General features: G+C 47.7%; 17 protein-coding genes. 10 read left to right on the top strand and 7 right to left on the bottom strand.

From position 1 onward, the window contains the following. The first annotated feature begins 13 nt into the window (after nt 1-13). The 3 genes from WS34_RS05510 to WS34_RS05500 all read left to right on the top strand — a co-directional run bounded on the left by WS34_RS05510 (nt 14) and on the right by WS34_RS05500 (nt 4,392). Nucleotides 14-1,192 (top strand): DUF4934 domain-containing protein, encoded by a 1,179-nt coding sequence (locus tag WS34_RS05510; protein ID WP_013612419.1) that lies wholly within the window; start codon nt 14-16, stop codon nt 1,190-1,192. Beyond that, nucleotides 1,192-2,601, top strand: a complete 1,410-nt coding sequence (locus tag WS34_RS05505; RefSeq protein ID WP_049782894.1) for a TIR domain-containing protein — start codon at nt 1,192-1,194, stop codon at nt 2,599-2,601. Before WS34_RS05510 ends, WS34_RS05505 begins: the two co-directional genes overlap by 1 nt. A 147-nt stretch (nt 2,602-2,748) precedes the next feature. Next, complete coding sequence (locus WS34_RS05500; RefSeq protein WP_046403650.1) at nt 2,749-4,392, top strand: ABC-F family ATP-binding cassette domain-containing protein; 1,644 nt, start codon at nt 2,749-2,751, stop codon at nt 4,390-4,392. Nucleotides 4,393-4,428: 36 nt separating this feature from the next. Here the strand turns inward: WS34_RS05500 and WS34_RS05495 are convergent, their stop codons facing one another. The 3 genes from WS34_RS05495 to WS34_RS05485 are packed head-to-tail and all read right to left on the bottom strand — an operon-like array spanning nt 4,429 to nt 10,051. After that, entirely contained in the window at nt 4,429-5,781 is a 1,353-nt protein-coding gene (locus WS34_RS05495) for an efflux transporter outer membrane subunit (protein ID WP_046403671.1), read from the bottom strand. Beyond that, the gene (locus WS34_RS05490; RefSeq protein ID WP_046403649.1) at nt 5,781-8,897 is read right to left on the bottom strand and encodes an efflux RND transporter permease subunit; all 3,117 of its coding nucleotides are present in this window, start codon (nt 8,895-8,897) and stop codon (nt 5,781-5,783) included. The genes WS34_RS05495 and WS34_RS05490 overlap by 1 nt, the downstream gene beginning before the upstream one ends. After that, nucleotides 8,894-10,051: an efflux RND transporter periplasmic adaptor subunit gene (locus WS34_RS05485; protein ID WP_013612424.1), complete on the bottom strand. Its 1,158-nt coding sequence runs from the start codon at nt 10,049-10,051 to the stop codon at nt 8,894-8,896. The genes WS34_RS05490 and WS34_RS05485 overlap by 4 nt, the downstream gene beginning before the upstream one ends. 236 nt (nt 10,052-10,287) lie before the next feature. Between WS34_RS05485 and WS34_RS05480 the strand changes: the two genes are divergently transcribed. The 3 genes from WS34_RS05480 to WS34_RS05470 are packed head-to-tail and all read left to right on the top strand — an operon-like array spanning nt 10,288 to nt 16,000. Next, nucleotides 10,288-11,637, top strand: a complete 1,350-nt coding sequence (locus WS34_RS05480; RefSeq protein ID WP_013612425.1) for an efflux transporter outer membrane subunit — start codon at nt 10,288-10,290, stop codon at nt 11,635-11,637. A 37-nt stretch (nt 11,638-11,674) separates the two neighbouring features. Further along, the gene (locus WS34_RS05475; RefSeq protein ID WP_013612426.1) at nt 11,675-12,805 is read left to right on the top strand and encodes an efflux RND transporter periplasmic adaptor subunit; all 1,131 of its coding nucleotides are present in this window, start codon (nt 11,675-11,677) and stop codon (nt 12,803-12,805) included. A gap of 9 nt (nt 12,806-12,814) precedes the next feature. After that, nucleotides 12,815-16,000: an efflux RND transporter permease subunit gene (locus tag WS34_RS05470; RefSeq protein WP_046403646.1), complete on the top strand. Its 3,186-nt coding sequence runs from the start codon at nt 12,815-12,817 to the stop codon at nt 15,998-16,000. Between the two features lie 236 nt (nt 16,001-16,236). Here the strand turns inward: WS34_RS05470 and WS34_RS05465 are convergent, their stop codons facing one another. After that, nucleotides 16,237-17,082, bottom strand: a complete 846-nt coding sequence (locus WS34_RS05465; protein ID WP_286693642.1) for a hypothetical protein — start codon at nt 17,080-17,082, stop codon at nt 16,237-16,239. A gap of 86 nt (nt 17,083-17,168) precedes the next feature. Between WS34_RS05465 and WS34_RS05460 the strand changes: the two genes are divergently transcribed. Then, complete coding sequence (locus WS34_RS05460; protein ID WP_046403642.1) at nt 17,169-17,408, top strand: helix-turn-helix domain-containing protein; 240 nt, start codon at nt 17,169-17,171, stop codon at nt 17,406-17,408. Between the two features lie 582 nt (nt 17,409-17,990). On the opposite strand, the gene WS34_RS05455 is transcribed toward WS34_RS05460, so the two are convergent. After that, nucleotides 17,991-18,632, bottom strand: coding sequence for a hypothetical protein (locus WS34_RS05455; protein WP_046403639.1), 642 nt, complete (start codon nt 18,630-18,632; stop codon nt 17,991-17,993). A gap of 13 nt (nt 18,633-18,645) precedes the next feature. After that, complete coding sequence (locus WS34_RS05450) at nt 18,646-19,281, bottom strand: hypothetical protein (protein ID WP_046403637.1); 636 nt, start codon at nt 19,279-19,281, stop codon at nt 18,646-18,648. A 450-nt stretch (nt 19,282-19,731) separates the two neighbouring features. Here WS34_RS05450 and WS34_RS05445 point away from each other — a divergent pair, with 450 nt between their 5' ends. Genes WS34_RS05445 through WS34_RS05435 form a run of 3 tightly spaced genes read left to right on the top strand, consistent with a single transcriptional unit; the run spans nt 19,732 to nt 21,972 of the window. After that, a complete protein-coding gene (locus tag WS34_RS05445) occupies nt 19,732-20,229 on the top strand; it encodes a GFO_1088 family ECF-type sigma factor (RefSeq protein WP_286693641.1) in 498 nt (165 codons plus the stop codon). Nucleotides 20,230-20,241: 12 nt separating this feature from the next. Then, the gene (locus WS34_RS05440) at nt 20,242-20,664 is read left to right on the top strand and encodes a PG0215 family putative anti-sigma factor (protein ID WP_046403634.1); all 423 of its coding nucleotides are present in this window, start codon (nt 20,242-20,244) and stop codon (nt 20,662-20,664) included. A 27-nt stretch (nt 20,665-20,691) separates the two neighbouring features. Continuing rightward, nucleotides 20,692-21,972 carry a DUF4252 domain-containing protein gene (locus tag WS34_RS05435; RefSeq protein ID WP_013612434.1) on the top strand — a complete coding sequence of 427 codons (1,281 nt, stop codon included), beginning with the start codon at nt 20,692-20,694 and terminating at the stop codon, nt 21,970-21,972. Between the two features lie 140 nt (nt 21,973-22,112). Here the strand turns inward: WS34_RS05435 and WS34_RS05430 are convergent, their stop codons facing one another. After that, nucleotides 22,113-23,690 carry a M56 family metallopeptidase gene (locus tag WS34_RS05430; protein ID WP_046403630.1) on the bottom strand — a complete coding sequence of 526 codons (1,578 nt, stop codon included), beginning with the start codon at nt 23,688-23,690 and terminating at the stop codon, nt 22,113-22,115. Between the last annotated feature and the right edge of the window lie 5 nt (nt 23,691-23,695).

Here is a 23,695-nt window from a genome sequence, read left to right as displayed (position 1 = left end):
TTGTATCCTTGTTATGCAGAATATCCTTTTCTTTTTGCTTTGTGCACTTCTGACCGGTTGTCATGCCGGGACTTCCCGACCCGAATTACCTGAAATGGTAGAATATAGCGGGCCCAATGCTTCTTCGCTAAGGACTTTTATCGAATCGATAGAAGTGATCAAACTGGACCACCGGGAATCGATCACGGTGGGGGCATATAATGCGATTCGTTCGGACAGTAATAGTTTTTATGTCGGTGACATGCTGAACGGGAGTAATCTTGTTTACCGGTTCGACAGGAAGGGAGAATTTTTAGATTCTATCGGAAAAATCGGAAGAGCACCGGGCGAATACCTGGGATTGAGCGACTTTTACAGTGATCCCGAAACAGACGAGCTCTATATTTTGTCGGGACAAGATGTGCAACTCTACCGCTATCATAAAAACGGTCGGTTCATAGACCAAAGAGAGGTCCCGGACAGAACACAGAGTTTTATCAAACTAGGTCCGCAATTCTGGTTTTACGAGGGGTATAACAATGGAAAATATCCTGAACGACTGACACAGACCGATTCGGCTTTGCAAGTGATGGGGAAATACCTTCCGATGGAAACCAGGACACTGGAAGCCAGTATCGGCCCTTTGCTCACCCAGCATCGAAACGAAGCTTATCTTTTCACCGCCCTCGAACCGGTGATTTACCGGATTATCCCCGGCAGTGCCGTTCCTTTCCTGAAATTCGATTTTGGGAAATATAACGTCCCGGAAAGTTATTGGGAAACGGAAAATGCCATGCAGGCATTTACAGATTTAAGTCAGAAAGGATTTATAAGTATCGCCGGTTTTATGATGAACGACGATTATATCGTCACGGAACTCAATCAGCAAACCGGGATGGAGGATTCGGAGTGTTATTACCTATTGGGCATCAAGGAACGGCATAACGGTAAATGGAACTGGATCCGCCAACGTGCAGAAGAAAATAAACTGATCGCCGACAATCAACCCGCCCCCAAGGTAAGCAATCGTCCGGAATGGTATGCCAAAAAACTCAAAGGCTTCACACAAGACGGTAAGTTGATGATCTTTTTATCGGGTTACGAGCTGGAACGTTTGACAGCAAAAGACAGGCAGTTGATACAAAATCCGGAAATATTGGAAAATGCCGACCCGGAAATGGATATGTTTTTATTTCTTTGTAGTTTAAAATAATGAAAAATCAAACCGATATGGAACATGATGTATTTATCAGTTATTCGAGAAAAGACGAAGAATTGGTGAAAAAGATCAGAGCTGCATTGACGCAAGCGAATATATCTTATTGGATAGATAAAGAGGAGATAAAAAGAGGGACTTCTTATGCCAAAGCGATCTCACAGGCTGTGTATAATAGTAAGATTTTACTTTTTATATGGTCGGAGCATTCGAATAATTCCGAGAATACGGCGAACGAGATTAGCCTGGCACTGGAATTCGAGAAAAATATCGTCCCGTTTAAGATCTCCAAGAAGCTGGGACCCAGCGATATGACCTATCACTTATTGAAATTGGACCGGATAGATGCTTGTCCATTCGAAAGCCATCATATTCAAGAGCTTGTCGCCTCGATCGCCCAATGCCTCGGACGTGGTCTAACTCCGTCTTCGACAACATCCGGCACTTCGGGAAGCACTCCTATTTCGAATACTTTTACCTCCTCATCTACGGCTTCCAATACTTCAAAGATGGAAACCCATAAGTTCGACAACGGGAGCTATACCGGAGAAATGGCAGATGGAAAATTCAACGGACAGGGGACTTATTGCTGGACCGACGGGGGTAGATATGAAGGACAATGGAAAAACGGGAATATGCACGGACGGGGTATTTTTTATTATGCCAACGGAAGCAAATATAAAGGAGATTGGGTAAACGATAAGAAACAAGGCTGGGGAACTTACGACTGGCAAGACGGAAGCAGGTACGAAGGGCAATGGAATGGTGACTATATGCATGGTCAAGGCGTTTTTTATTATGCCAACGGGGATAAATACGACGGACAATGGGAGAATGATCACAAACAAGGACCAGGCATTTATTATTTTGCCGATGGCAGTAAATACGACGGACAATGGGAGAACGGCAAAAAACAAGGACAGGGAACTTACCAGTGGAAAAGTGGAAGCAGGTATGAAGGGCAATGGAAAAATGATTGTATGCACGGTCAGGGAACACTTTATCATCCCGATGGTAGCAAATATAAGGGACAATGGGTGAATGACAAACAACAAGGAGAGGGGATTTATTATTATGCCAATGGTTGTCGGTATGAAGGACAATGGTTCGACGATAAGAAACAGGGACAAGGGACGTTCACGTGGGTCAATGGGGATAAATACGTAGGACAATGGATGAATGATCGTATGCACGGTCAGGGTATTTATTATCATGCCGACGGAAATAAATATGAAGGGCAATGGGTAAACGATATGAAACAAGGACAAGGGACGTTCACCTGGAATAACGGAGATAAATATACAGGCCAATGGATGAATGACAGACGACACGGACAGGGGACCTATACCTGGGCCGACGGTACCCGGAATTCGGGCATCTGGAAGGAAGGTAAATTTATCGGATAATCCGGGGAAGATAACTATTTACTTTATTTATCCTTATTCCGGCATTTTTATCCGACTTCTTTCTATCTTTGCGGCAGGATAAAAAGAACAGAGGGGCAGGAAAAAGAAGGGGGAAAGATGGATTTAAAAATTTTCGACAGATAAAAAATGATTTCAGTAGACGGACTTACGGTAGAATTCGGTGACAGAGCCCTCTTTAAAGATATTTCCTTTCAGATCAATGAGAAAGACCGGATAGCCCTGATGGGAAAAAACGGTGCAGGGAAATCCACCCTTCTGAAAATCCTGGCAGGCCAGCGCAAACCGAGCCGGGGCAATGTATCGGCGCCGAAAGATACCGTGATCGCCTATCTCCCGCAGCATCTGATGACCGAAGACGGACGTACCGTATACGAAGAAGCTTCGCAGGCTTTTGCCCCTCTTTTCGCAATGGAGAAAAGGATCGACGACCTGAACCGTCAGCTGACCGAGCGTACCGATTACGACTCACCCGAATATTATAAATTGATCGAAGAGGTTTCTGCTCTGAGCGAGAAATATTATAGTATCGACCTCACCCATTTCGAAGCAGATGTCGAAAAAACACTGCTAGGGCTGGGGTTCAAACGGGAAGACCTGCAACGTCAGACCAGCGATTTCAGCGGAGGCTGGCGGATGCGGATCGAACTGGCCAAAATGTTACTCAAAAATCCGGATGTCCTGCTTTTAGACGAACCCACCAATCATCTGGATATCGACTCGATCCAATGGCTGGAAGAATTTCTGATCAGCAACGGAAAAGCTGTCGTCGTTATTTCTCACGACCGTACATTCGTCGATAACATCACCACCCGGACCATCGAAGTCACGATGGGACGGATCTACGATTATAAGGTGAATTACTCCAAGTACCTGGAGCTACGTAAAGACCGCCGGGCCCAACAACAAAAAGCCTATGACGAACAACAAAAAATGATCGCCGAAACCAAAGATTTTATCGAGCGGTTTAAAGGCACTTACTCTAAAACCCTGCAAGTGCAATCGCGGGTAAAGATGCTCGAAAAGCTAGAGCTGATCGAAGTGGACGAAGAAGATACCTCTGCCCTGCGCCTGAAATTTCCTCCTTCTCCCCGTTCGGGCAGCTATCCGGTAATCGCCCAGGAATTGTCGAAATATTACGGGGATCATCTGGTGTTCAAAGAGGCGGGGTTCACCATTCAAAGAGGAGAAAAGGTGGCTTTCGTAGGACGCAACGGGGAAGGAAAATCTACGCTCGTAAAATGTATTATGGGGGAGATTACGGATTATACCGGTAAACTCACACTCGGCCACAATGTACAAATCGGTTATTTCGCCCAAAACCAGGCCTCTCTTCTGGACGAAGAACTGACTGTTTTCCAGACGGTGGATGACGTTACCCCTTCGGAGCTGAAAAGTAATACCAAAAACCTGCTGGGCGCTTTTATGTTCAGCGGAGACGATATCGACAAAAAAGTGAAGGTACTTTCGGGCGGAGAGCGCACCCGTCTGGCTATGATCAAACTGCTTCTTCAACCGGTCAACCTGTTGATCCTCGACGAACCGACCAACCACCTGGACCTGAAAACGAAAGATATACTGAAAAATGCTTTGATCGATTTCGACGGCACACTGATCGTCGTATCCCATGACCGGGATTTCCTCAACGGACTGGCCCAAAAGGTCTACGAATTCGGAAACGGTAAAGTCACCGAACACCTGGAAGATATCAACGGATTCCTGCGAAAGAAAAAAATGGAGAATCTCCGGGAGATCGAATCCCGGAAATCCTGATCAGGGGACACTCCCGATGTACATTTTTTGATATCCCTATGAACAACCGCCTCCCAATACCTGATACAATTGTACCGTAGCCAGTAATTCGTCGCGGATAGCCGTATTGAGGCCGATCTGGGCATCGAAATATCCACGCTGGGCATCCAATACATCGAGATAACTGATCACTCCGTTGATGTATTGCAAAGTAGCCAGATCGAGATTAGAACGGGCCGACTGTTCGAGATGTTCGCGGGATTCACGGATTTCACGACTTTTGCGGGAGTTGACCAAGGCATTGCTCACTTCGGTGAAAGCCTGGAGCACCACTTTCTGATAATTGTAGGTTTCCTGTTCCTGCACAGCTCTGGAAGCTTTTAAACGCGCTCTGTTTTTTCCCAGATTAAACACCGGTGCCAATAATTCACCACCGACAAAAAAGTAAGGTGCTTTCAGAAAATCGGTCAGATCGCTGCTCTCAAGGCCATAATGTCCGGTTAAAGTAAATTTCGGGAACATGCTGGTATAAGCCACACCGACTTTGGCATGAGCCGCTTTCAACCGATATTCGGCCTGGCGGATGTCGGGCCGTCTTTCCAGGATTCGGGAAGATAATCCCACCGGCAGAGCGGTTATCAACTGCTGCTGACCGATACTTTTCCCTCTCGCCACTTCTCCGGGATATTCTCCGGCCAGTAAAGTAATCTGATTCTCTTTGAGGCGAATCTCCCTTTCTAATCCCGGTACCAGGGTTTGGGTTCTGGCCAATTCAACCTGTGCCTGACGCAAGGGATTTTCGGAAGTCAATCCTCCCTCGAACCTGAGCTTTGCCAGACGTACTCCTTCCTGCCGGGCCGCCAGTGTCTGCCGTACGATGGCCAGTTCCTGATCTAAAGCGATCAACTCGAAATAAGCCTGCGCCACCTGGGCAACCAGAGCCGACTGCAAAGCCTGCCTGCCTTCGACGCTCTGCAAATATTCGGCCAGAGCGGCTTGACCGGCCCAACGTAGTTTTCCCCACAAATCGACTTCCCAGGATGCCAACACTTTTCCCTCAAAAGTATTCCCAGGCGTTTCATCGTATTCGCGCTCGGCAGACACGGTAGCCTCTGCCTTGGGGAAAAGGTCGGCTTTAGCGATACGACGGAGTTCCATCGATTCTTTCACTTTGGCCGCAGCGATCATCAGGTCTTTGTTTCCTTCCAATGTTTTCCGGATCAACTGCCGGAGTACCGGATCGGTATATAAATCGGCCCATCGGATATCACCGGCCGAAACCGAATCGGGCACCGTTCCTTCGATCTGTTCCGGCAAGCGGAGTTCGGGCCGGGAGTAATGCTTTCCCAGTTTACAGGAACTCACTCCCAATACCAGCAATACAATAGCGAGGGTATAAATTTTTTTCATCATTTTACACTTTTCGTTTTTACTCTAATCTTTTCTTTGAATTTATAAACCATTACAAAGAAAAAAGGTACCAATACTATTCCGATGGTAATGGCTGCAATCATACCGAAGAACACACCGGTCCCGATCGAATGGCGGCTGGCCGATCCCGGTCCGGATGCCATGACCAGAGGCAACATACCCAACACAAAGGCCAGCGAAGTCATCAGGATCGGGCGGAAACGCAACATGGCCGCATTTTTGGCAGCGACAACCACATCGACCCCTTTGTCGACTTCCATCTTGGCAAACTCCACAATCAAAATCGCATTTTTAGCAGCCAGACCGATCAAAGTCACCAAACCGATCTGGAAATAGATATCGTTCTCGAGCCCAAATCCCAGAATGCCCAGATAAGCCCCCAAAGCTGCAACGGGCAACGACAGCAACACGGCCACCGGCACCAGCCAACTTTCGTATAAAGCAGCCAGAAAGAGGAAGACGAACAGGAATACCAGAGTCAATACCAGCCCCAGCTGTCCCTCGGCTTTTTTCTCCTGATAAGACAAACCGCTCCATTCGACACCGATATTCTCGGGTAAATGAGTCTTGGCAATGTTTTCCATCTTACGCATCACCTCACCCGAACTATATCCCGGAGCTGCCGCCCCCCGGACAACTGCCGTCGTGAACATATTGAAGCGCCGGATATTTCCCGGACCTGTCGTATATTCGGCATCACCCAAAGCAGTCAGAGGCACCATATCCCCTCCCGCCGTCTTTACAAAGAACATATTGATATTGTCTTTATGTGCCCGGTAAGGAGCTTCGGCCTGAATATATACCTTATAAACCCGGTTAAACATATTGAAATCGTTCACATAAACCGATCCGGTGTAAGCTTTCATCGTCGAAAAAATATCGGACATCGGGATACCCAGGAATTTGGCTTTGTCCCGGTCGACATCAAAATACAGCTGAGGAATTTCGGCCTGTAACGAAGACGACAGACCGGTGAAAGCTTTACTCTCGGCAGCATACTTCATCAGGGTATCGACCGCTTCGACCAGATTTTCGAAAGTAGCTCCATTCCGGGCTTCGACCTGCATCTCGAATCCACCGGCAGTACCTAAGCCTGGAATAACAGGCGGTTTCGACAAATAAACCCGGGCCTCGGGATATTGCTTCAACTCTTTGCGGGTATCTTCCATCACCTGATCGATCTCCATACCGTTTCCTTTACGCTTTTCCCACGATTTCAGAATCACCGTCAGTTCGGAGCGGGCCTGGTTGGTTCCTACCCGGGGACTGGAACCGGTCACATTCTGTACATAACCGACTGCAGGATGAGCTTTCAGAAATTCTACCGCCCGATCCGTCACCAGGCGTGTACGCTCGAGTGTAGCCCCTTCGGGTAATTCCAGTTCAACCTTGAAATAGCCCTGATCTTCTTCAGGCATAAAACTACCCGGAACCACCCGGTTCAATACAAAGATGAAAACAAGTACCATCCCGAAACCGGCCAGGATACGGCGGGGATTGGCGATCGCTTTACCGATTATCCCTACATATTTCCGGTTTCCGGTAGCCAGCCAACGGTTGATCATTCCGAAAATACGGTTTTTAGAGGGTGCGGAAGGACGCAGCAAGAGCGCACACATCGCCGGACTCAGCGTCAAAGCGACCACAGTCGATATCAACACCGAAACGACAATGGTAATGGCAAACTGCCGGTAAAGCAAACCAGTAATCCCCCCCAGGAAACTAACCGGAATAAATACCGCAGCCAGCACGAGAGAGGTGGCGATCAACGCCCCGGTCAATCCCCGCATAGCTTTCTTCGTAGCCTCGTAGGGGCTCAAACCTTCTTTTTCCATATAACTCTCGACCGCTTCGACAACTACAATGGCATCGTCGACCACGATACCTATCGACAAAATCAATCCCAACAGAGTAAGTAAATTGAGCGAAAAGCCCAAAACCAACATCACCCCGAAAGTTCCGATCAACGATATCGGCACAGCAATCAGGGGCACCAGAGAAGCGCGCCAGTTCTGGAGCGAAAGAAACACCACCAACACCACCAGCAACAGCGCTTCGAACAAGGTTTTATACACTTCGTGGATAGACTCGGAAATGTAGCTGGTGATATCGAAAGGGATTTCGTAATCGAGCCCTTCGGGAAAATTCTTACTGATCTCTTTCATCGTTTCGCGCACCTGCCCGGCCACTTCGACGGCATTCGCACCGGGAAGGGTATAAATCCCGAGTACTGCGGCATTTTTACCGTTCATACCACTCTCGGTGGAATAGGAAGAAGCCTCGAGAGAGACCCGGGCAACGTCCCTCAAACGTACGATAGAACCGTCGGGATTCGCTCTGACCACAATCTCTTCGAATTCATTGACTGTAGACAAACGCCCCTGGGTAGTGATCGGAATGGTAATATCCTGTCCGGAAATAGGCTGCTTGCCCAATTCGCCGGCCGCCGACTCACGGTTCTGGTCTTTGAGGGCATCCTGCAAATCTTTTACCGTCAGTCCGAAATTAGCCATCCGGTCGGGCATCACCCAGATACACATACCATAATAACGGCTTCCGATATTGGAAACCCGTCCTACCCCGGGGATACGCCTCAGGATATCCAGGACATTGATCGTCGCAAAATTACTGAGATAGATTTCGTCGAAACGGGGATCGTCGGAAGTCAGGGTCAGGGTCATGAGCTGATTCGAAGATTGCTTTTCGACGGAAATACCGTTCTGCACCACCTCGGCGGGCAAGCGCGACTCGGCCAGTTTCACCCGGTTCTGGATTTCTACGGCAGATAATTCGGGATTGGCCGAAATGTCGAAGGTGACATTGATTGACAAACCGCCGGAATTGGAACTGCTGGATTCCATGTAGAGCATTCCCGGCGTCCCGTTGAGTTCCTGCTCGATGGGGGTCGCCACTGCCTGCGAGACAGTCTGTGCACTAGCCCCGGGATAGGAGGCCGAAATTTTCACCATAGGAGGTGTAATCTGCGGGTATTGATCCACCGGCAACAAATAAAGGCCGATACATCCTACCACGACAATCAATATGGATAATACCGCCGAAAAGATAGGGCGGTCTATAAAGAATTCAACTTTCATCTTACTTCGTTTATTTCGTCTGTATTTTCTTCTTTTTTAGCCACCGTGCGGGGAGCCAAAAGATCACCGGGAGAAAGTTTGTGTTGTCCCTCGGTCACGACCATTTCATCAGGTCCCAATCCCCTCTCTACCACCACAAAATTACCGACTTCGGGTCCGGTTTCGATAAACCGTTTCTCGGCAGTACTATCCCTGCGCATAACATAAACATGAGCACCTCCCTTCTCGATAATAATTGCGCGGGCAGGTACCACTACGGCGTTTTCGCGCACATCGAGCAGCAATTTGACTTTGGTAAACTGTCCGGGCAGCAGTTTCCGCCCGGGATTGGCCAGTTCGGCTCTCACCCCGAAAGTACCTGTCTTGGGATCGACCTGAGGCTCGGCAAAGTCGACCAGGCCCTTCTCCGGATAAACAGAATTATCGGCCAGGGTGACCGTAATCGAGGGCTGCCAGGAACGGGTAGCGTCCTGCTCGCCTAATCTGACATTACGCTGCTGGCTGCGGAGATAATCGAGGGCGGTGAGGCTAAAATCGACCAACACGGTATCGCTGGCCACGACGGTCGCCAATAGCGACTTGGAGCCGGGGCCCACCAAGGTACCGATATCGGCATGCCGTTCGCTGATGTATCCCGAAATGGGCGAACGTACCGTCGTATATCCCAGCTCCATCTCTGCCTGTGCCAGATCGGCTTTACTCATGGCTACGTTCGCTTTAGCACTTTCGTAAGCGGCAATGGCATTGTCCAGGTCCAACTGGCTGGCTGCATTCTGTTCGTATAAAGGACGCAGACGCTCTACATCGCGTCCGGTTTTCAACTCCTGGGCTTCGTCTTTTTTCAGTTGAGCCGCAGCTTTATCGGCCCGCGCTTTATATAAATCGGGATTGATAATAAATAAGGGCTGATTACGCTCTACCCGTTTCCCTTCCTCAAAAAGCATCTTTTCCAGATAGCCTTCTACCCGGGCATGTACTTCCACAAATTGCCGGGCCCTGATCCGCCCTACATAATCACCGAATATCTCTACATCATCGACCCCCACTTTCTCAACTACTACGGGAATTCCTTCACGTATCTTATCTTTTTTACAACCCACCACTCCCAACAGGAGCACACAGGCAAAACCACTCAGCCAATTATTAACCCTCATATTTATCTGTTTAATTTATTTATACTTGCTATTTCCTCGCTTATGAAAAATATATACCATTTTTCAAGTATAAAAGTTATGCATTGGCTGTCAGCATACTATATATTCAAATCTTTTCCCCGGGGAACTTGTTTTTGTGGAATAATTCCACAAACGAGCTGAATTATTCCACAACATTCGCTATTTCGTTTTCGTATAGGGATTTGTAATTTAAACGATATTTTAACCGATCCGATATGAGACGAATCTTATTTCTGTTATTTTTAAGCCTGATCTTAGGGGGCCGGTCAAAAGCCCAGCAAGACCCGGTACTCGATCTGCAACAAACGATGCCTTCAGAAGACAGTTGGTGGCAATTTTTCGGAGATTCGACACTTATCCGTCTGATCGACAAATCTGTAGCCAATAATTATAATCTGCAGAATGCAGTAAAAAATATCCAATTGGCGAAATCGCGCTGGCGGTCACAACAGGGCCATTTTTTCCCGAGTTTCAGCGCTTCGGCCCAATATACACCGGAAAAAAGCAGTCTGGGCATCGACCATGCCGATAATTACTACCACATCGGGCAGGCCGGTATAGAAATGAATTGGGAAATCGATGTGTTCGGCAATATCCGGAAAGGAGCCAAAGCCCAAAAAGAATATTACCTGGCTTCACAGGAGGATTACCGGGGTACAATGGTCTCGCTCGCCTCAGAAGTGGCGATGGCTTATATCCGTCTGCGCACTTACCAGCAACAACTGGAAGTTGCCCGTAATAACCTGGAATCACAGGAGGAGATTCTCCGGATCAATGAAGCCAAACTGGCGGCCGGACTGACTTCCAACCTAACGGTGGCGCAATCGAAAGGCCTGTGGCTACAAACGAAGGCAACCCTTCCCGGACTGGAAGCCTCGGTCTACTCGGAAGTGAATACACTGGCTGTCCTGACCGGAGAGTATTCGGATTCTTTACGGCAAGCTTTACTGCAAGTGCACCCTCTCCCCCAAGGCAACCCGATCCTTATGCAAGGAATCCCGGCCGAACTGATCCGGCGGCGCCCGGATGTCCGCTCGGCCGAACGGACGATGGATGCACTGGCAGCCGCAGCAGGAGCAACACGGGCAGACTGGTGGCCGAAATTCTACCTAACGGGCGCTTTCGGGTATGGCAACGAATATTACAAACAGTTTTTCAAGAAGGAGAACATGACGTGGCAAATCAGCCCGAGCATCAAATGGACGATTTTCAGCGGGCGCCAGATCGCCCAGGCTAACCGGCAGGCCCAAATCCAACTGGACGAAGGGATCAATACGTATAACCAAACTCTGCTCACAGCTTTGCAAGAGGTAGACGATGCCTTATCGTCATATAATAAATCACTCCAACAACTGGATGCAGACCGGCTTGCTCTGCAGGAAATTAAACTGACGCTGGAATATGCAATGGACCTGTATAAGAAAGGACTGACCAATTACCAGAATGTACTGGACTCACAACGCAATGTATTGAACTACGAAAATGTGTATGTGAATTCGCAGAGTGCAACCCTGCTCTATATGATACAGGTGTATAAGGCACTGGGGGGAGGAGTGGAAAAATAAAGTTAAAGGCTAAAAGCGAATTAAAAAAATCATTGTTATGAAAAAGATGATCGTTCTGATGATTGGTTTGGGAGTGATATTGGGAGGTTGCAGGAAGAAAGAGAAACAGGAAGCCGCAAGCGGACAAGCGGCCCCGGAGATTTTAGTGAACAGACCTGCCCAACACGATGTCGTGTATACGTATCAGTATCCGGCTTATCTGGAAGCCGTGCAAACGGTGAATCTGGTGGCCCGGGTATCGGGATTCCTGGAAAAGATGAATTATATCCCGGGAGTGCCGGTAAAAGCAGGCCAGTTGTTGTTTGTCATCGAACCTCAACCCTATCAGGATCAGTTGAAAGCGGCACAGGCCGAAATGAAGAGTACAGAGGCACGTCTGGCTTACGCCAGGGCACAATACGAGAAGATGAAAGAAGCGATGCCTAGCCGGGCTATCAGTGAGATCGACTTCATCCAGGCCGAATCGGATTACCATTCGGCGATAGCGAATCTTCAGAATGCCCGGGCACAATTGAATACTGCTCAGACCAATCTGAATTATTGTTACATCAAAGCTCCTTTCGACGGACGGGTATCCCGGAACCTGGTGGACCTTCAGAACTTTGTCGGAGGAGCGGTACAACCGGTCACCCTGGCTACGATGTATAAAGATAAGTATATGTATGCTTATTTCAATATGGCTTATGCCGAGTTCGAACAAATTCCTCCGGTGACCAATCCGCTGGTATCGAAAGATTCGGCCCTGGCGCTGACGGTCATCAATGCTGCGGACACCAGCCGTTATTGGAAAGGCGAGCTCGACTATACTTCGCCGAACGTCGATCTGCAAACCGGGACGGTGACCGTACGGGCCATTCTCGAAAATCCGAAAGAAGAATTATTAAGCGGGATGTATGTCAAAATCCGGCTTCCCTATAAAGTGGTAAAAGATGCTTTACTGATACCGGAGGCTTCGATCGGCACGGGACAGGCAGGCCGCTATGTCTATCTGGTGGATGAGAACAACCGGGTGGTGCAGCAAACCGTCAAAGTCGGGGTATTGAGTAACGACGGCATGCGGGAGATCGTCAGCGGTGTCACTCCGGACGACCGTTATGTCGTGGAAGCCCTGATGAATGTGCGTCCGGGCATGACCGTGAAACCAGTGAGAGAAAAAACAAAACGTTAATCTATTCCTATGTTCAGTACATTTTTCATTAACCGCCCTATATTCGCTACGGTCCTGTCTATCCTTATCGTGATCGCAGGACTGGTATCTTTACGTAGTCTGCCGGTAGAACAATATCCGACGATCACTCCTCCGACAGTCGTTGTCCGGGCCTCCTACCCCGGAGCCAATGCCAGTACAATCGCCGACATGGTAGGCACCCCGATCGAGCAACAAGTGAACGGTGTAGAGGGTATGCTTTATATGTCGTCGACTTCGTCGAGCACAGGCAGCTACCAGCTGACCATCACTTTCGAAGTGGGAACCGACCTGGATATGGCCACCGTGCTCGTAGAAAACCGGGTGAACATGGCCCTGAGCACTTTACCGCAGGAGGTGACCCAGATCGGGGTCACTACGACCAAGGAATCGACCAACGTCGTGATGTTTCTGTCACTGACCTCGGATAGTCCGCAATACGACGCTCTTTTTCTCTCTAATTATGCGGCCCTGAATATCACCAACGAATTGGGCCGGGTAAAAGGAGTAGGTAATGTGGGCTTGTTCGGCATGGGCAAATACAGTATGCGTATCTGGCTGGATCCGGATCAGCTGACTATCCGGGGCATCACTCCGGCGGATATCGTATCGGCCATTCAGGGCCAGAATATCCAGGTTACAGCGGGCAGCGTGGGATCGGAACCCTTAGTCCGCAAAGAAGCCTACCAATACACCCTCGAAACCAAAGGATTACTGATCGATGAAGAAGAATTCGGCAATATCATCGTCAAGGCCCTTCCCGACGGCAAATACCTTCGCATCCGTGACCTGGCCACTATAGAGCTCGGACGTGAAAGCTACAGCTCCACCGCCACCCTGAAAGGCGGAGCCGTCGCAGCTATCGCCGTCTATCAGCTTCCGGGAGCCAACGCCCTGGACGTGGCACAACGGGTGAAAAAAGAGATGGACAAACTGGCCTCCTATTTCCCCGAAGGGGTGCAATACAACGTGACCCTCGATACGACGGAATTTATCAATGCCTCGATTTCAGGAATATACGAAACCCTGATCACCGCCTTTATCCTGGTTTTACTGGTTATTCTGATCTTCCTCCAGAACTGGCGGGCGATGCTGATTCCGCTGATCACGATTCCCGTCTCGCTGGTCGGGACTTTCACATTCATGGCGATGCTGGGATTTTCCATCAATACGCTGACTCTCTTCGGGCTGGTACTGGCTATCGGGCTGGTGGTAGACGACGCCATTATCATCGTAGAAAACAGTTACCGGCTGATCGAAACCGGCCGGTATTCCACCGTAAAAGAGGCGGTGATCCAGGCCATGAAGGAAGTGTCGGGAGCTGTTGTGGGTATTGTGCTCGTACTGTTGGCCGTATTTATTCCCACGGCCTTTATCGGCGGCATCACCGGCCAGTTGTACAAACAATTCGCCCTGACGATCGCCATCTCGACGGTAATCAGCGGGTTCAACGCCCTCACCCTGAGCCCCGCACTTTGTGCCCTGTTTCTGAAACCCAAACAGCCGGCCAAATTCTTTCTCTTCAAAGCTTTCAACCAGTTTTTTGAAAAGACAAACCATGGTTATACCTGGGTGATCACTCACTTCATGCGTAAATCGCTGATGACTTTTATCGTCTTTTTGATCCTTTCGGTGCTGGCTTTCTGGGGATTTATCAAATGGCCGCGTACTTTTATCCCGGAAGAAGACCAGGGGTATTTCATCGCTTTCATGCAACTGACCGACGGTGCTTCGTCGAGCCAGACGGCTACGGCCCTGCAAAAAGCGTCGGCCGTACTGAACCAAATGGAAGGCATCGAAACCTATATCACGATCAACGGCTTTTCAATGATGAGTAATGCAAACGCTTCGAATGCCGCCACGCTGTTCGTGATGCTCAAAAACTGGGACCAACGGAAATCTCCGCAGTTAAGCGCCCAAAGCCTGGTGAACCAATTCAACGGTATGGCCTATGAAGCGATACCGGAAGCCAGAACCTTCGCCGTCTTACCGCCGGCCATCCCGGGATTGGGCGAAAGCAGCGGGTTTGAAGTCATGCTGGAGGATATCAACAGCTACGGCCCGCAAGAACTGCAACGCATGACAGACGAACTGATGCTCGCCGGCAACGAGACCCCGGGTCTCTCTACCGTCCAGTCGATGTTCAGCGCCAGTGTACCCCAGTATTACCTGAATATCGACCGGAACAAAGTAGAGCTGATGCAGATTCCGCTAAGCGAGGTGTTCAATACGATCGGCACATACCTCGGTTCCACCTATGTCAACAATTTTGTGAAATTCGGCCGCACTTACCAGGTGAAGGTCGAGGGTGCCCCCGACAGCCGGGCTCTGGTAACCGACCTACGCCTATTGAATGTCCGCAACTCCAAGGGCGACATGATTCCCCTTTCGGCCTTTACTACTATCGAGACGCGGATCGGAGCAGAGAGCCTGACGAAATACAACACTTACGTATCCGCCCTGATCTCGGGTGCCGCAGCAGACGGTTATAGCTCGGGAGAGGCGCTGAATATTATGGCCAAACTGATCCGGGAGAAAGTGGGACGCTCCTTCGGTTATGAATGGACTTCTATGGCATATCAGGAAGAAAATGCGAGTTCGTCCACCTCCATCATCTTTATACTGGCCATCGTGGTGGCTTTCCTGATCCTGGCAGCCCAATACGAGAGCTGGACGGATCCTTTTGCAGTGATCATGGGTTTGCCTATCGCCCTGCTGGGAGTAGTGATCGGAGTGATGGTCATGAATCTTCCGATCAGCGTTTACACCCAAATCGGAGTAGTGCTTCTGATTGCCCTGGCGGCGAAAAATGCCATCCTGATCGTAGAATTCGCCCGGGATTACCGGGCTGCAGGCAAGTCGACCGAAGAATCGGCGATCGAAGGCGGACGCGTACGTCTCCGCCCGATCCTGATGACCTCTTTTGCTTTCATCCTCGGCACTTTCCCGCTGGTGATTTCGACCGGAGCCGGAGCTTCGAGCCGGATCTCGCTCGGTATTGCCGTTTTTGCCGGTATGTTGATGACCTCCCTCGTAGGCACCTTGTTTATTCCCAATTTCTACCTGATGATGGAGAGCTTGCACGAACGGTTTACCCACAAAAAGAAAAAAGACAAAGACACGGAAGAGAACCTTCCCGCCGTATACGAGGAACAACTCCCGATGAAGCGGGAGTGAGACAGGGAGAGGGATTAGCGTCGCTTCGTTCCTGATCAGGGGCGTCATTCAGGCTCCGGACCGGCAAAACCTCTCCGGTTTCTGGCCAGCGAACCTCTGGTTCTGACTGTAAAGCCGACCGGAAAGATTGTGCTGCCGGTCAGCCAGGCATTCATCAGCAAGCGGGAATTGCACCGATCAGCATCGAAGAGATGCCGACCGATAAAGCGCTAATCGGTAACCTCCGGTTACACTGGTCAAGACCGAAGATGTGCCAGGAAGCGGAGCCGCTCCGCACAAAAATCCCCGACAACTTTTTCGGTTTTCACCACACAGTCCATACAACAGGCAAGCAAATCCGAATCCACTGTGAAAGGGTAGCTGTAACGGGCTTTATAGCTGAACGACTGCAACCGACCGAACAGCCTCCATTCCGAAAGCTCTCTCTCCCCTTTCCACAAACCTGCCATTCCAGCCGAACAATGCCGTATGCGGAGATAAGTCATGAGCAAATCTTCCTTCTGTTCTGGGATAAAACCGTAATGAACGAACGCGGCTGCCCGAAAAAACTGGATAGCGGCCTGGCTGAGATAAAAAGCAGACATGCGTGGAATACCGCTCTGTTGCTGACGACGGGCATCTTGCAAAAAGGCCCGTCCTAAGGCCAGGCATTGGTCCGAATAGCCCTCCGCCTGACGATAACTGCGGACCGGCTTGTAACAGACTTTGTCTTTCAGCTTACAAGACTCGTTTTTATACAGTAAAACTCCCTCCTTGCGAATAGTATACAAAAAATGGCTTTGGGAAGAATGGTGGTGAACGAAAACAACGGTCAACAAATGAAGTGAAAGATAAGGCTCTTTCCGGTCTTTCTCAGGGAAATTCATGGCAAGATACCCCATCACTTCTTTAACACCCACCGCCGGTTGATTTGCGGTCAGGATCAGCAGTTCATAACCTCCCCGGATATCGTACGAAGGCATACCTGCATACCGACCGAACAAAACAATCATTTCGGGATGAATGAAATCGGTTATCAAAACGGCGAGTTTCTGAATCTCCTCCATATTCTGGCAGGCTGGAACAAAGGGAATTGTTTTCATAATGGTATAGTTTTAGGTTCAAATGCTCTAAATATAGAGCTCGGCTGATTATAAAAAAACCTTTTATTTACGAACAATTGAGAACTATGAGACAAAAAGAAAAGTCAAAGATTCAATTATTTGTAAGCCAAAAGGTTCGAGAATTACGAGATGAACAAAAATTAACCCAAGAGCAATTCGCAGAAAGAATTAATCGCTCTCGTGCTTTTTTTGCAAATCGTGAAAATCCTAATTGTGGAATGGCTTTCAATTTAGATATGATAAATACCATAGCTAAAGAATTTAAGATATCTCCCAAATTCTTTATTCCAGACGAAGGACTATAATTGTTATTTGATCGATTATTTCTCTGAATCATTGTGATTTGCTTAATAATTAAAAAGAGTATGAATCGTTTCACTATCCATCATCAAGGTATCGCTAAACACCCATATCACTAATAGATAACAATCCACACTTATTCAAACGAGAATTACATATCTAATCTTGTGAAATTGAAGTTTGGCGAATTTTTGATGACAAGATTATTTATTATATAAACCTAAAATAATTTATATCATATTTCATAGGTTTTGATATCAGTCTATATATAAAAATTCGGTGTGAACTATATGTTCACTAATAGACGAGGTTTTGGGAAACCTAATATCATAGCTTACATACGTCCACACCTTTCGATGCAAACAATATGTTGTCCATGATATTAACTTAAATTTCCCAAATTTCGTCTAAAGGACAACAACGTTCACTTATTTTCATAGTGCGGACTCTTCCGCACTTTTTTATATTCGTTTACAAATTTAGAAATTTTTTTAAGCAGAACAAATTACTTCTTAATAAATGATGGTGTTATATACATATTTACACTAATAAACGTACGTTTGTAAGTGTAAACATGTATATAAATATCATTCTTTATTCTCGTGAAAGTTTCCCAGCCAAAGTGTTTCCGAGGCCTTCGTGGCACGTGCATTTACGGCGAAAGCGTATATATGAAAAGAAGTATTCTTCCATTCTTCCGGAAGTGTAAAGCATACTTCCGCCGTTTCTTTTCTTTGGTGTAAAGGCAACAGTTTTGTCCGCAGCACTTCCGGATTCCAGAGAAAAACATAAAGCCGGTCGTCGTCGTACATCAGAGGTTTCAGCGGTTGCCGTTTTTGTTTGAAAATCAAAATTCCGCCCGAATCTGCCCATTGGGCAGTGACTTCCGGAGCCCGTAGCTCGCCGGCCGAAACTTTCAGTTTACTATAATCGACGGAGACGTTCAACCCCTCGTCACAAGCCATACAAGGTAGATTCCGGCTCATAAAACCGTTTACCCTTCCTCTGGCTTCCCTACCGGGAAAACCCAATTCAAGCACTTTTTTCATTCTCATAGCCAGGAGACCCAAGACTTTCCATTTAGCCCGGTGTATCAATTGCGACGGAGTACGGGCATCCCGTGCCCATCTTTTTCCTTTTACCACATTAGAATCTCCAAGCCGGTACATCGTAACATTTCCGAAGGACCCGCTCAGCCTGCTGAATAAACCCGATTCAAAAACTGCCATAATTTCATTGTATTTACCGGTTCAATCTGAAATAGCAATCCGGCGAAAAAGTTTCTCCGGATGCAGAGCAAAACAGACAATATAAATGCAATTCCTTCCCGCTTGCCGGCCATTCACCTTCTGCCCGTCCATCTTTTCTGAGCGCGCAGATATTTTCCAACACAATTAACCGATAAGGTTCGTCCGGGCAGATAGCGGCAACTATCAAACGGTCGTCCGGCGCTGCCGTCGCCATGGGGATCCCCGCCTGCCAGACCAACTCCCAATGCCCCGTTTCGTTCTGCACACAAGCAAACCGATCAGGCAATTGTAAACAAGCACCTCCAAAACTCAATTTGGCATAGTCGACCCGGTCACCCTCTCCGAAAGCATTGATATTCCGGCTTAAAAAAAGATGATATCCCGATCGTTTTCCCAACCGGACAGCAGCCTCGCCGGCAGCACGCTGAAATAAAGTCCCCTTGACCGACCGGAACAGCGTTTGCACACACACCTGCCGCCACCGCTGTAAACATTGGGCCGGCGAACGGGGATTACTGACTTTAACAGGAGCGCGGCGTACGTATCTTTTATCTCCCACAGCATAAAAGATATGGTCGCCTATGCGTCCGGAAATATGCCCGAGCCCTGAAGAAATTACTCTTGCCATGATGTTTATATTTAGTTTCGAGGTTTGTAATATAATAAAAAAAGTTTAAATTTCCAATTTATTTTCAATTCAATACCGATTAAAATTGGTATTAAATTGGAGAATAATTGGAATTGAATTGGAGTTGATACATATTAACTACATGATAACTACCTATTTACTATATGGTAAAGAACTACCTTCCTCAGGCTTTTACCTGAAGCTGAAGGTAAAATGAATATTATTATTCAATCGTGGGCGACAAGATATTTAATTTTGTATCATTATTGTATTTGAAGTGAACCCAAAAAGTGAATACCTTACTCACTCCCGGCGAAGATGTGATTATTAAAGGACGTAACCTGCGCATCGAAGGCGATAAAGAAACGGCAAGAAAAACGTTCTCTAACATACTTTAACGAAGAAAAAACCGTTCCTTTGTAATAAAATCAGCCTGCATCCGTCTTACTAATGATGACAGAAAAAGAATTTAACCATATGATCCTGCCTCTGACCAAGAATATCTATGCCTATGCACAGCATATTCTCAGCAATCCGACAGATGCTGCAGACATCACTCAGGAGGTTATGATTAAACTCTGGAATACACGTAGAGAGCTGAAAGAAGTGCAAAATCCCCGGGCCTGGGCATTGAAGGTGACCCGCAACTTGTGCCTCGACTGGATAAAAAAACAAAAACCGGTGTACGGCGGGGAAGAGCTGGCACAAAACGAAGATTATACAAGCAATCCCTTGCAGGAAATCGAAACCAAGGACACCGTGAGCCTTCTCCGGCAAATCATCGACACTCTGCCGGAAAATCAACGGGAGGTGCTCATCCTGCGGGAAATAGAAGAACTGGAATTTGAAGAAATCGAACAGATCACAGGACTAACCGCCAACCACATCCGGGTGTTGCTCTCACGCGGACGGTCGAAGGTAAAAGAAATGATGCGAAATGAAAGATGACAGATAGAATATATGGAAGAAGTACTGAAACGATATTACAAAGGGGAGACAACTTTGGCAGAAGAGCGGGAGTTGAGGTCTGCCTGGCAACGGGGAGAACTCCCGGGAGAACCGATTTTGGGGCTTCGCGATCCGATGGAAATACCGGAAGGCCTGAATGAAAAATTACAGCGGTATATCCGGCAAAAACGGCAACGCAAAATCAGACAGCTCTGGATTACGGCCGGGAGTATCGCAGCGATGGCCGTGCTGATCCTTTCATTCAGGGGGACCTTCACAACGACACCCCGTCCGGGTATACAACTGTCGGATAACCTGAAGAAAGAACGCTTCGAAAATGCACTGCGCGTCCTGGGAAATGCCCTGGAAGATGAAAAAACACCGGTACAAAGAGTGCTTTACGAAGATCATAACCTGATTATAGCGATAGAATAAAAAGTATAATTATAAAACAAGATAGCCATGAGAAGAATATTTATTATTTTGTCGATTGTATCTGTTTTGCCTTTCGCGGCAAATGCACAATTATCTAAGCTCATGTCCAAATACCATGAGAAAAACGGCGTGACGGTCACCCAGCTGGACAAAAGCCTTTACGGACTTTATCAACGGAATAATCTTCCGCCCGAGGCAAACGAACTCCTGCAAAAACTGGAAGAGGTGAATATTCTCAATCTGGATTTGAATCAGACCGATCCCTCCCTGAGCGAAAAAGCGATCGGCCAGTTCCGGGAAATACTGGATAAACCGGAAAAATACAAACTGATCAAAAGCCGGAACGACGAGTTCGGAAAGCAACTGATCTACACGCACAACAAAAACGGACAAGTGACCGACCTGGTGGTCTGGAACCAAAACCCACAACAGGTGGATATCATCGAACTCCGGGGAGACATTCAACTGGATAAAATCGCCCTGCTGTCGAGAGCGCTGAATCTGAAAGGCCTGAACTCCCTGGCTGCCTTGAGTTCCAATGCCGACACCTATGAGTCGTATAAACACTTTAACGATTTCCCGGATATGAATCCCGGAGCTATTTCACAGCATATCCGGCAGATGATGGAAAATCTGCACAATCACATGGGAAGCGGGTCGTTATTCGGCGATTTTTTCGGCATGCCCGGTGATTCGACCACCACGAACAATATGCCCGGCGGTTTTCCATTCGGTCATTTCCTACCGGACGAATTTTTTAATCCGGGGGAGGGCATGACGGATGAAGATTTCGAAGAATTTTTCAAAAACGGCAATCACCGGCAAAAGGTTGAAAAATTTTTCCAATCGTTCGGCAACGGTACAGGTATGAGCAGTAACTCGGTACAAATCACGGAAGAAAACGGAAAAACAAAAATTAAAATCGACTCCCAGAATTCGGATATGACTTACATCATCGATGGGCAACAAGCCCCTAAAGACAACGTACAAATGCCGGATAAGATTTTGAATGTCAACATCATCCCATCGAAAGAAGATGTCAAAAAATCCTATTTATTCATCACGTCGAGAGATCGGTTAGGAGAATTTGTGAGCTTTCAGAATGGCGTACTCACTTTTAAATACAATAGCCAGGAATACAAATACAATCTCGAAAAAATGAAAGAACCTCTTCTGGTTATCGACGGACGCCTGGCCGACCGTTTCGATATCGATCCCAGTGAGATCCTGCAAATCCGTCCGATTAGCCCGATTGAAAAAGAGGTGGGGTATTACCCGAATGCAGAAGTGATTATCAATACGAAATAATCCCCCCTAAGGGAAGGATCGGTGAACCTTCGGTTCTGATTTATATTCATTTATCAGGAGCGAAGGTTTTACTAATCAGCGATGGGGAAGACTGCACAACTCCGATTTATCGGCCGTTGTTTTTACTGTTAAAAGGCCGGTCACACCTGTTCATCCGCTTTTCCCGAAACGGCAGGAGTTTCTGCATCGCTCTGCAAGCGGAATTCGATCGGAAGCGTATAGAACACATCTACAGCCACGCCTCTCTGTTTGCCGGGAATCCAATCGGGTAATGCCTTGACAACTCTCAGGGCTTCCCGGTCCAGATCCTGATCTACACTTCTTACAACCTGAGGATCGGTCACTCTACCCGCTTTATCGATTACGAAAGAAACAATCACTTTACCCTGAATTCCTTTCTCCTGAGCCCGGACAGGATATTTGACCATCCGTGCCATATAAGCCAGCACATTTCCTTCTTTGAATACCGGCATTTCCTCGACAGCCGTGAAAATTTCTCCCTCCTTAGATGTTGCATTCTGGCCAGCTTTCGCATATCCGACAACTACCATTCCCTCGAGCTCTACCGGTTGCTTAGGTAAAACCACCTCTTTCAGATTAGCTTTATCCCCACAAATCACCTCTGCAGTCCGTTTGCCTACATATGAAAAATAAAGCGTATCTCCCTTCCCGGCCTGGATAGAGAATTCTCCATCCTGATCAGTGGAAGCCCCCAGTGAGGTCCCTTTGATAATGACCGTGGCCCCTTGCAGGGGATTACCTTGTTCGTCCACTACCCGGCCTTTGTATAAGGAAGTTTCCCCGCCGGCCTGTATCAGCGTATGGGAGGCCAGATCGGTTACGGCTCGTGCATTTCCAGCCAGAATCAATAAGCCGGTTACCGGAAGTAAAAAGGCATATTTCAACAAGCCGATTCTGGATGTTTTCTTCTTATTCATCATAATAATTCGTTTTTTTAATTGAGAAACATTGAAATTATTAACTATAGGTACTGCAGTCGATTGATGGGACAGGCGAAGCAAGTGATATTGATAATTTTTGCGGTTGTAACCGGAATTTACCACTTGCTCATCTGCTAAAAATTCCAGATTCTGCCTGATTTCTTTACGTAAAAGCCAGACAACCGGATTGAACCAGAAAAAGATACAAAGTATCTCCCCGAGTAACATATCCAATGAATGCCATTGGCGGACATGAGCAGACTCGTGTACGATAATCTCATGAAGTTCCCGCTCTTCGTAATGGGCCGGATTGACAAAAATCCAACCGAAGAAAGAGAAAGGAGCTGTAATCTTCGGCAAAGCAATGACCGGAACATGATGACAGCTCTGTTTTTTACCCTGATAAGCGAGTCGACAGATACCAGCCAACTGGACCGCCATACGGAGTGTCAGCACAAGACTTCCCCCACTCCAAATCCAGATCAGGAACCGCTGCCAGGTGAAAAGCGATTGTTCTGCGGCAGGTTGCGGAGCCACAGGAGTAACCACCGCCAGCATTTCGGCATACCCGACAACCATCCCGGGCAAGGCATTACCTTGCTCCAACCAGGATGCCAACGAAATCAGGGGATATACAAAAGCCAGTATAACGATGGAAAAAAGAAATAAACGCCGGATTCTTAAAAAAGTATCCCTGGAAAACAACATCCGATATAAAAGATAGAATACCACTAAACCCGCATTTACCTGTAATATATAAATTTGAAAATCTTCCATAGCTC

Source organism: Odoribacter sp. N15.MGS-14 (assembly GCF_000980245.1).
In the GTDB taxonomy this organism is placed as follows: Bacteria; Bacteroidota; Bacteroidia; order Bacteroidales; family Marinifilaceae; genus Odoribacter; species Odoribacter splanchnicus.
The sequence above is the reverse complement of the archived record's forward strand: the minus strand, read 5'-3'. Positions and strand labels throughout refer to the sequence as shown.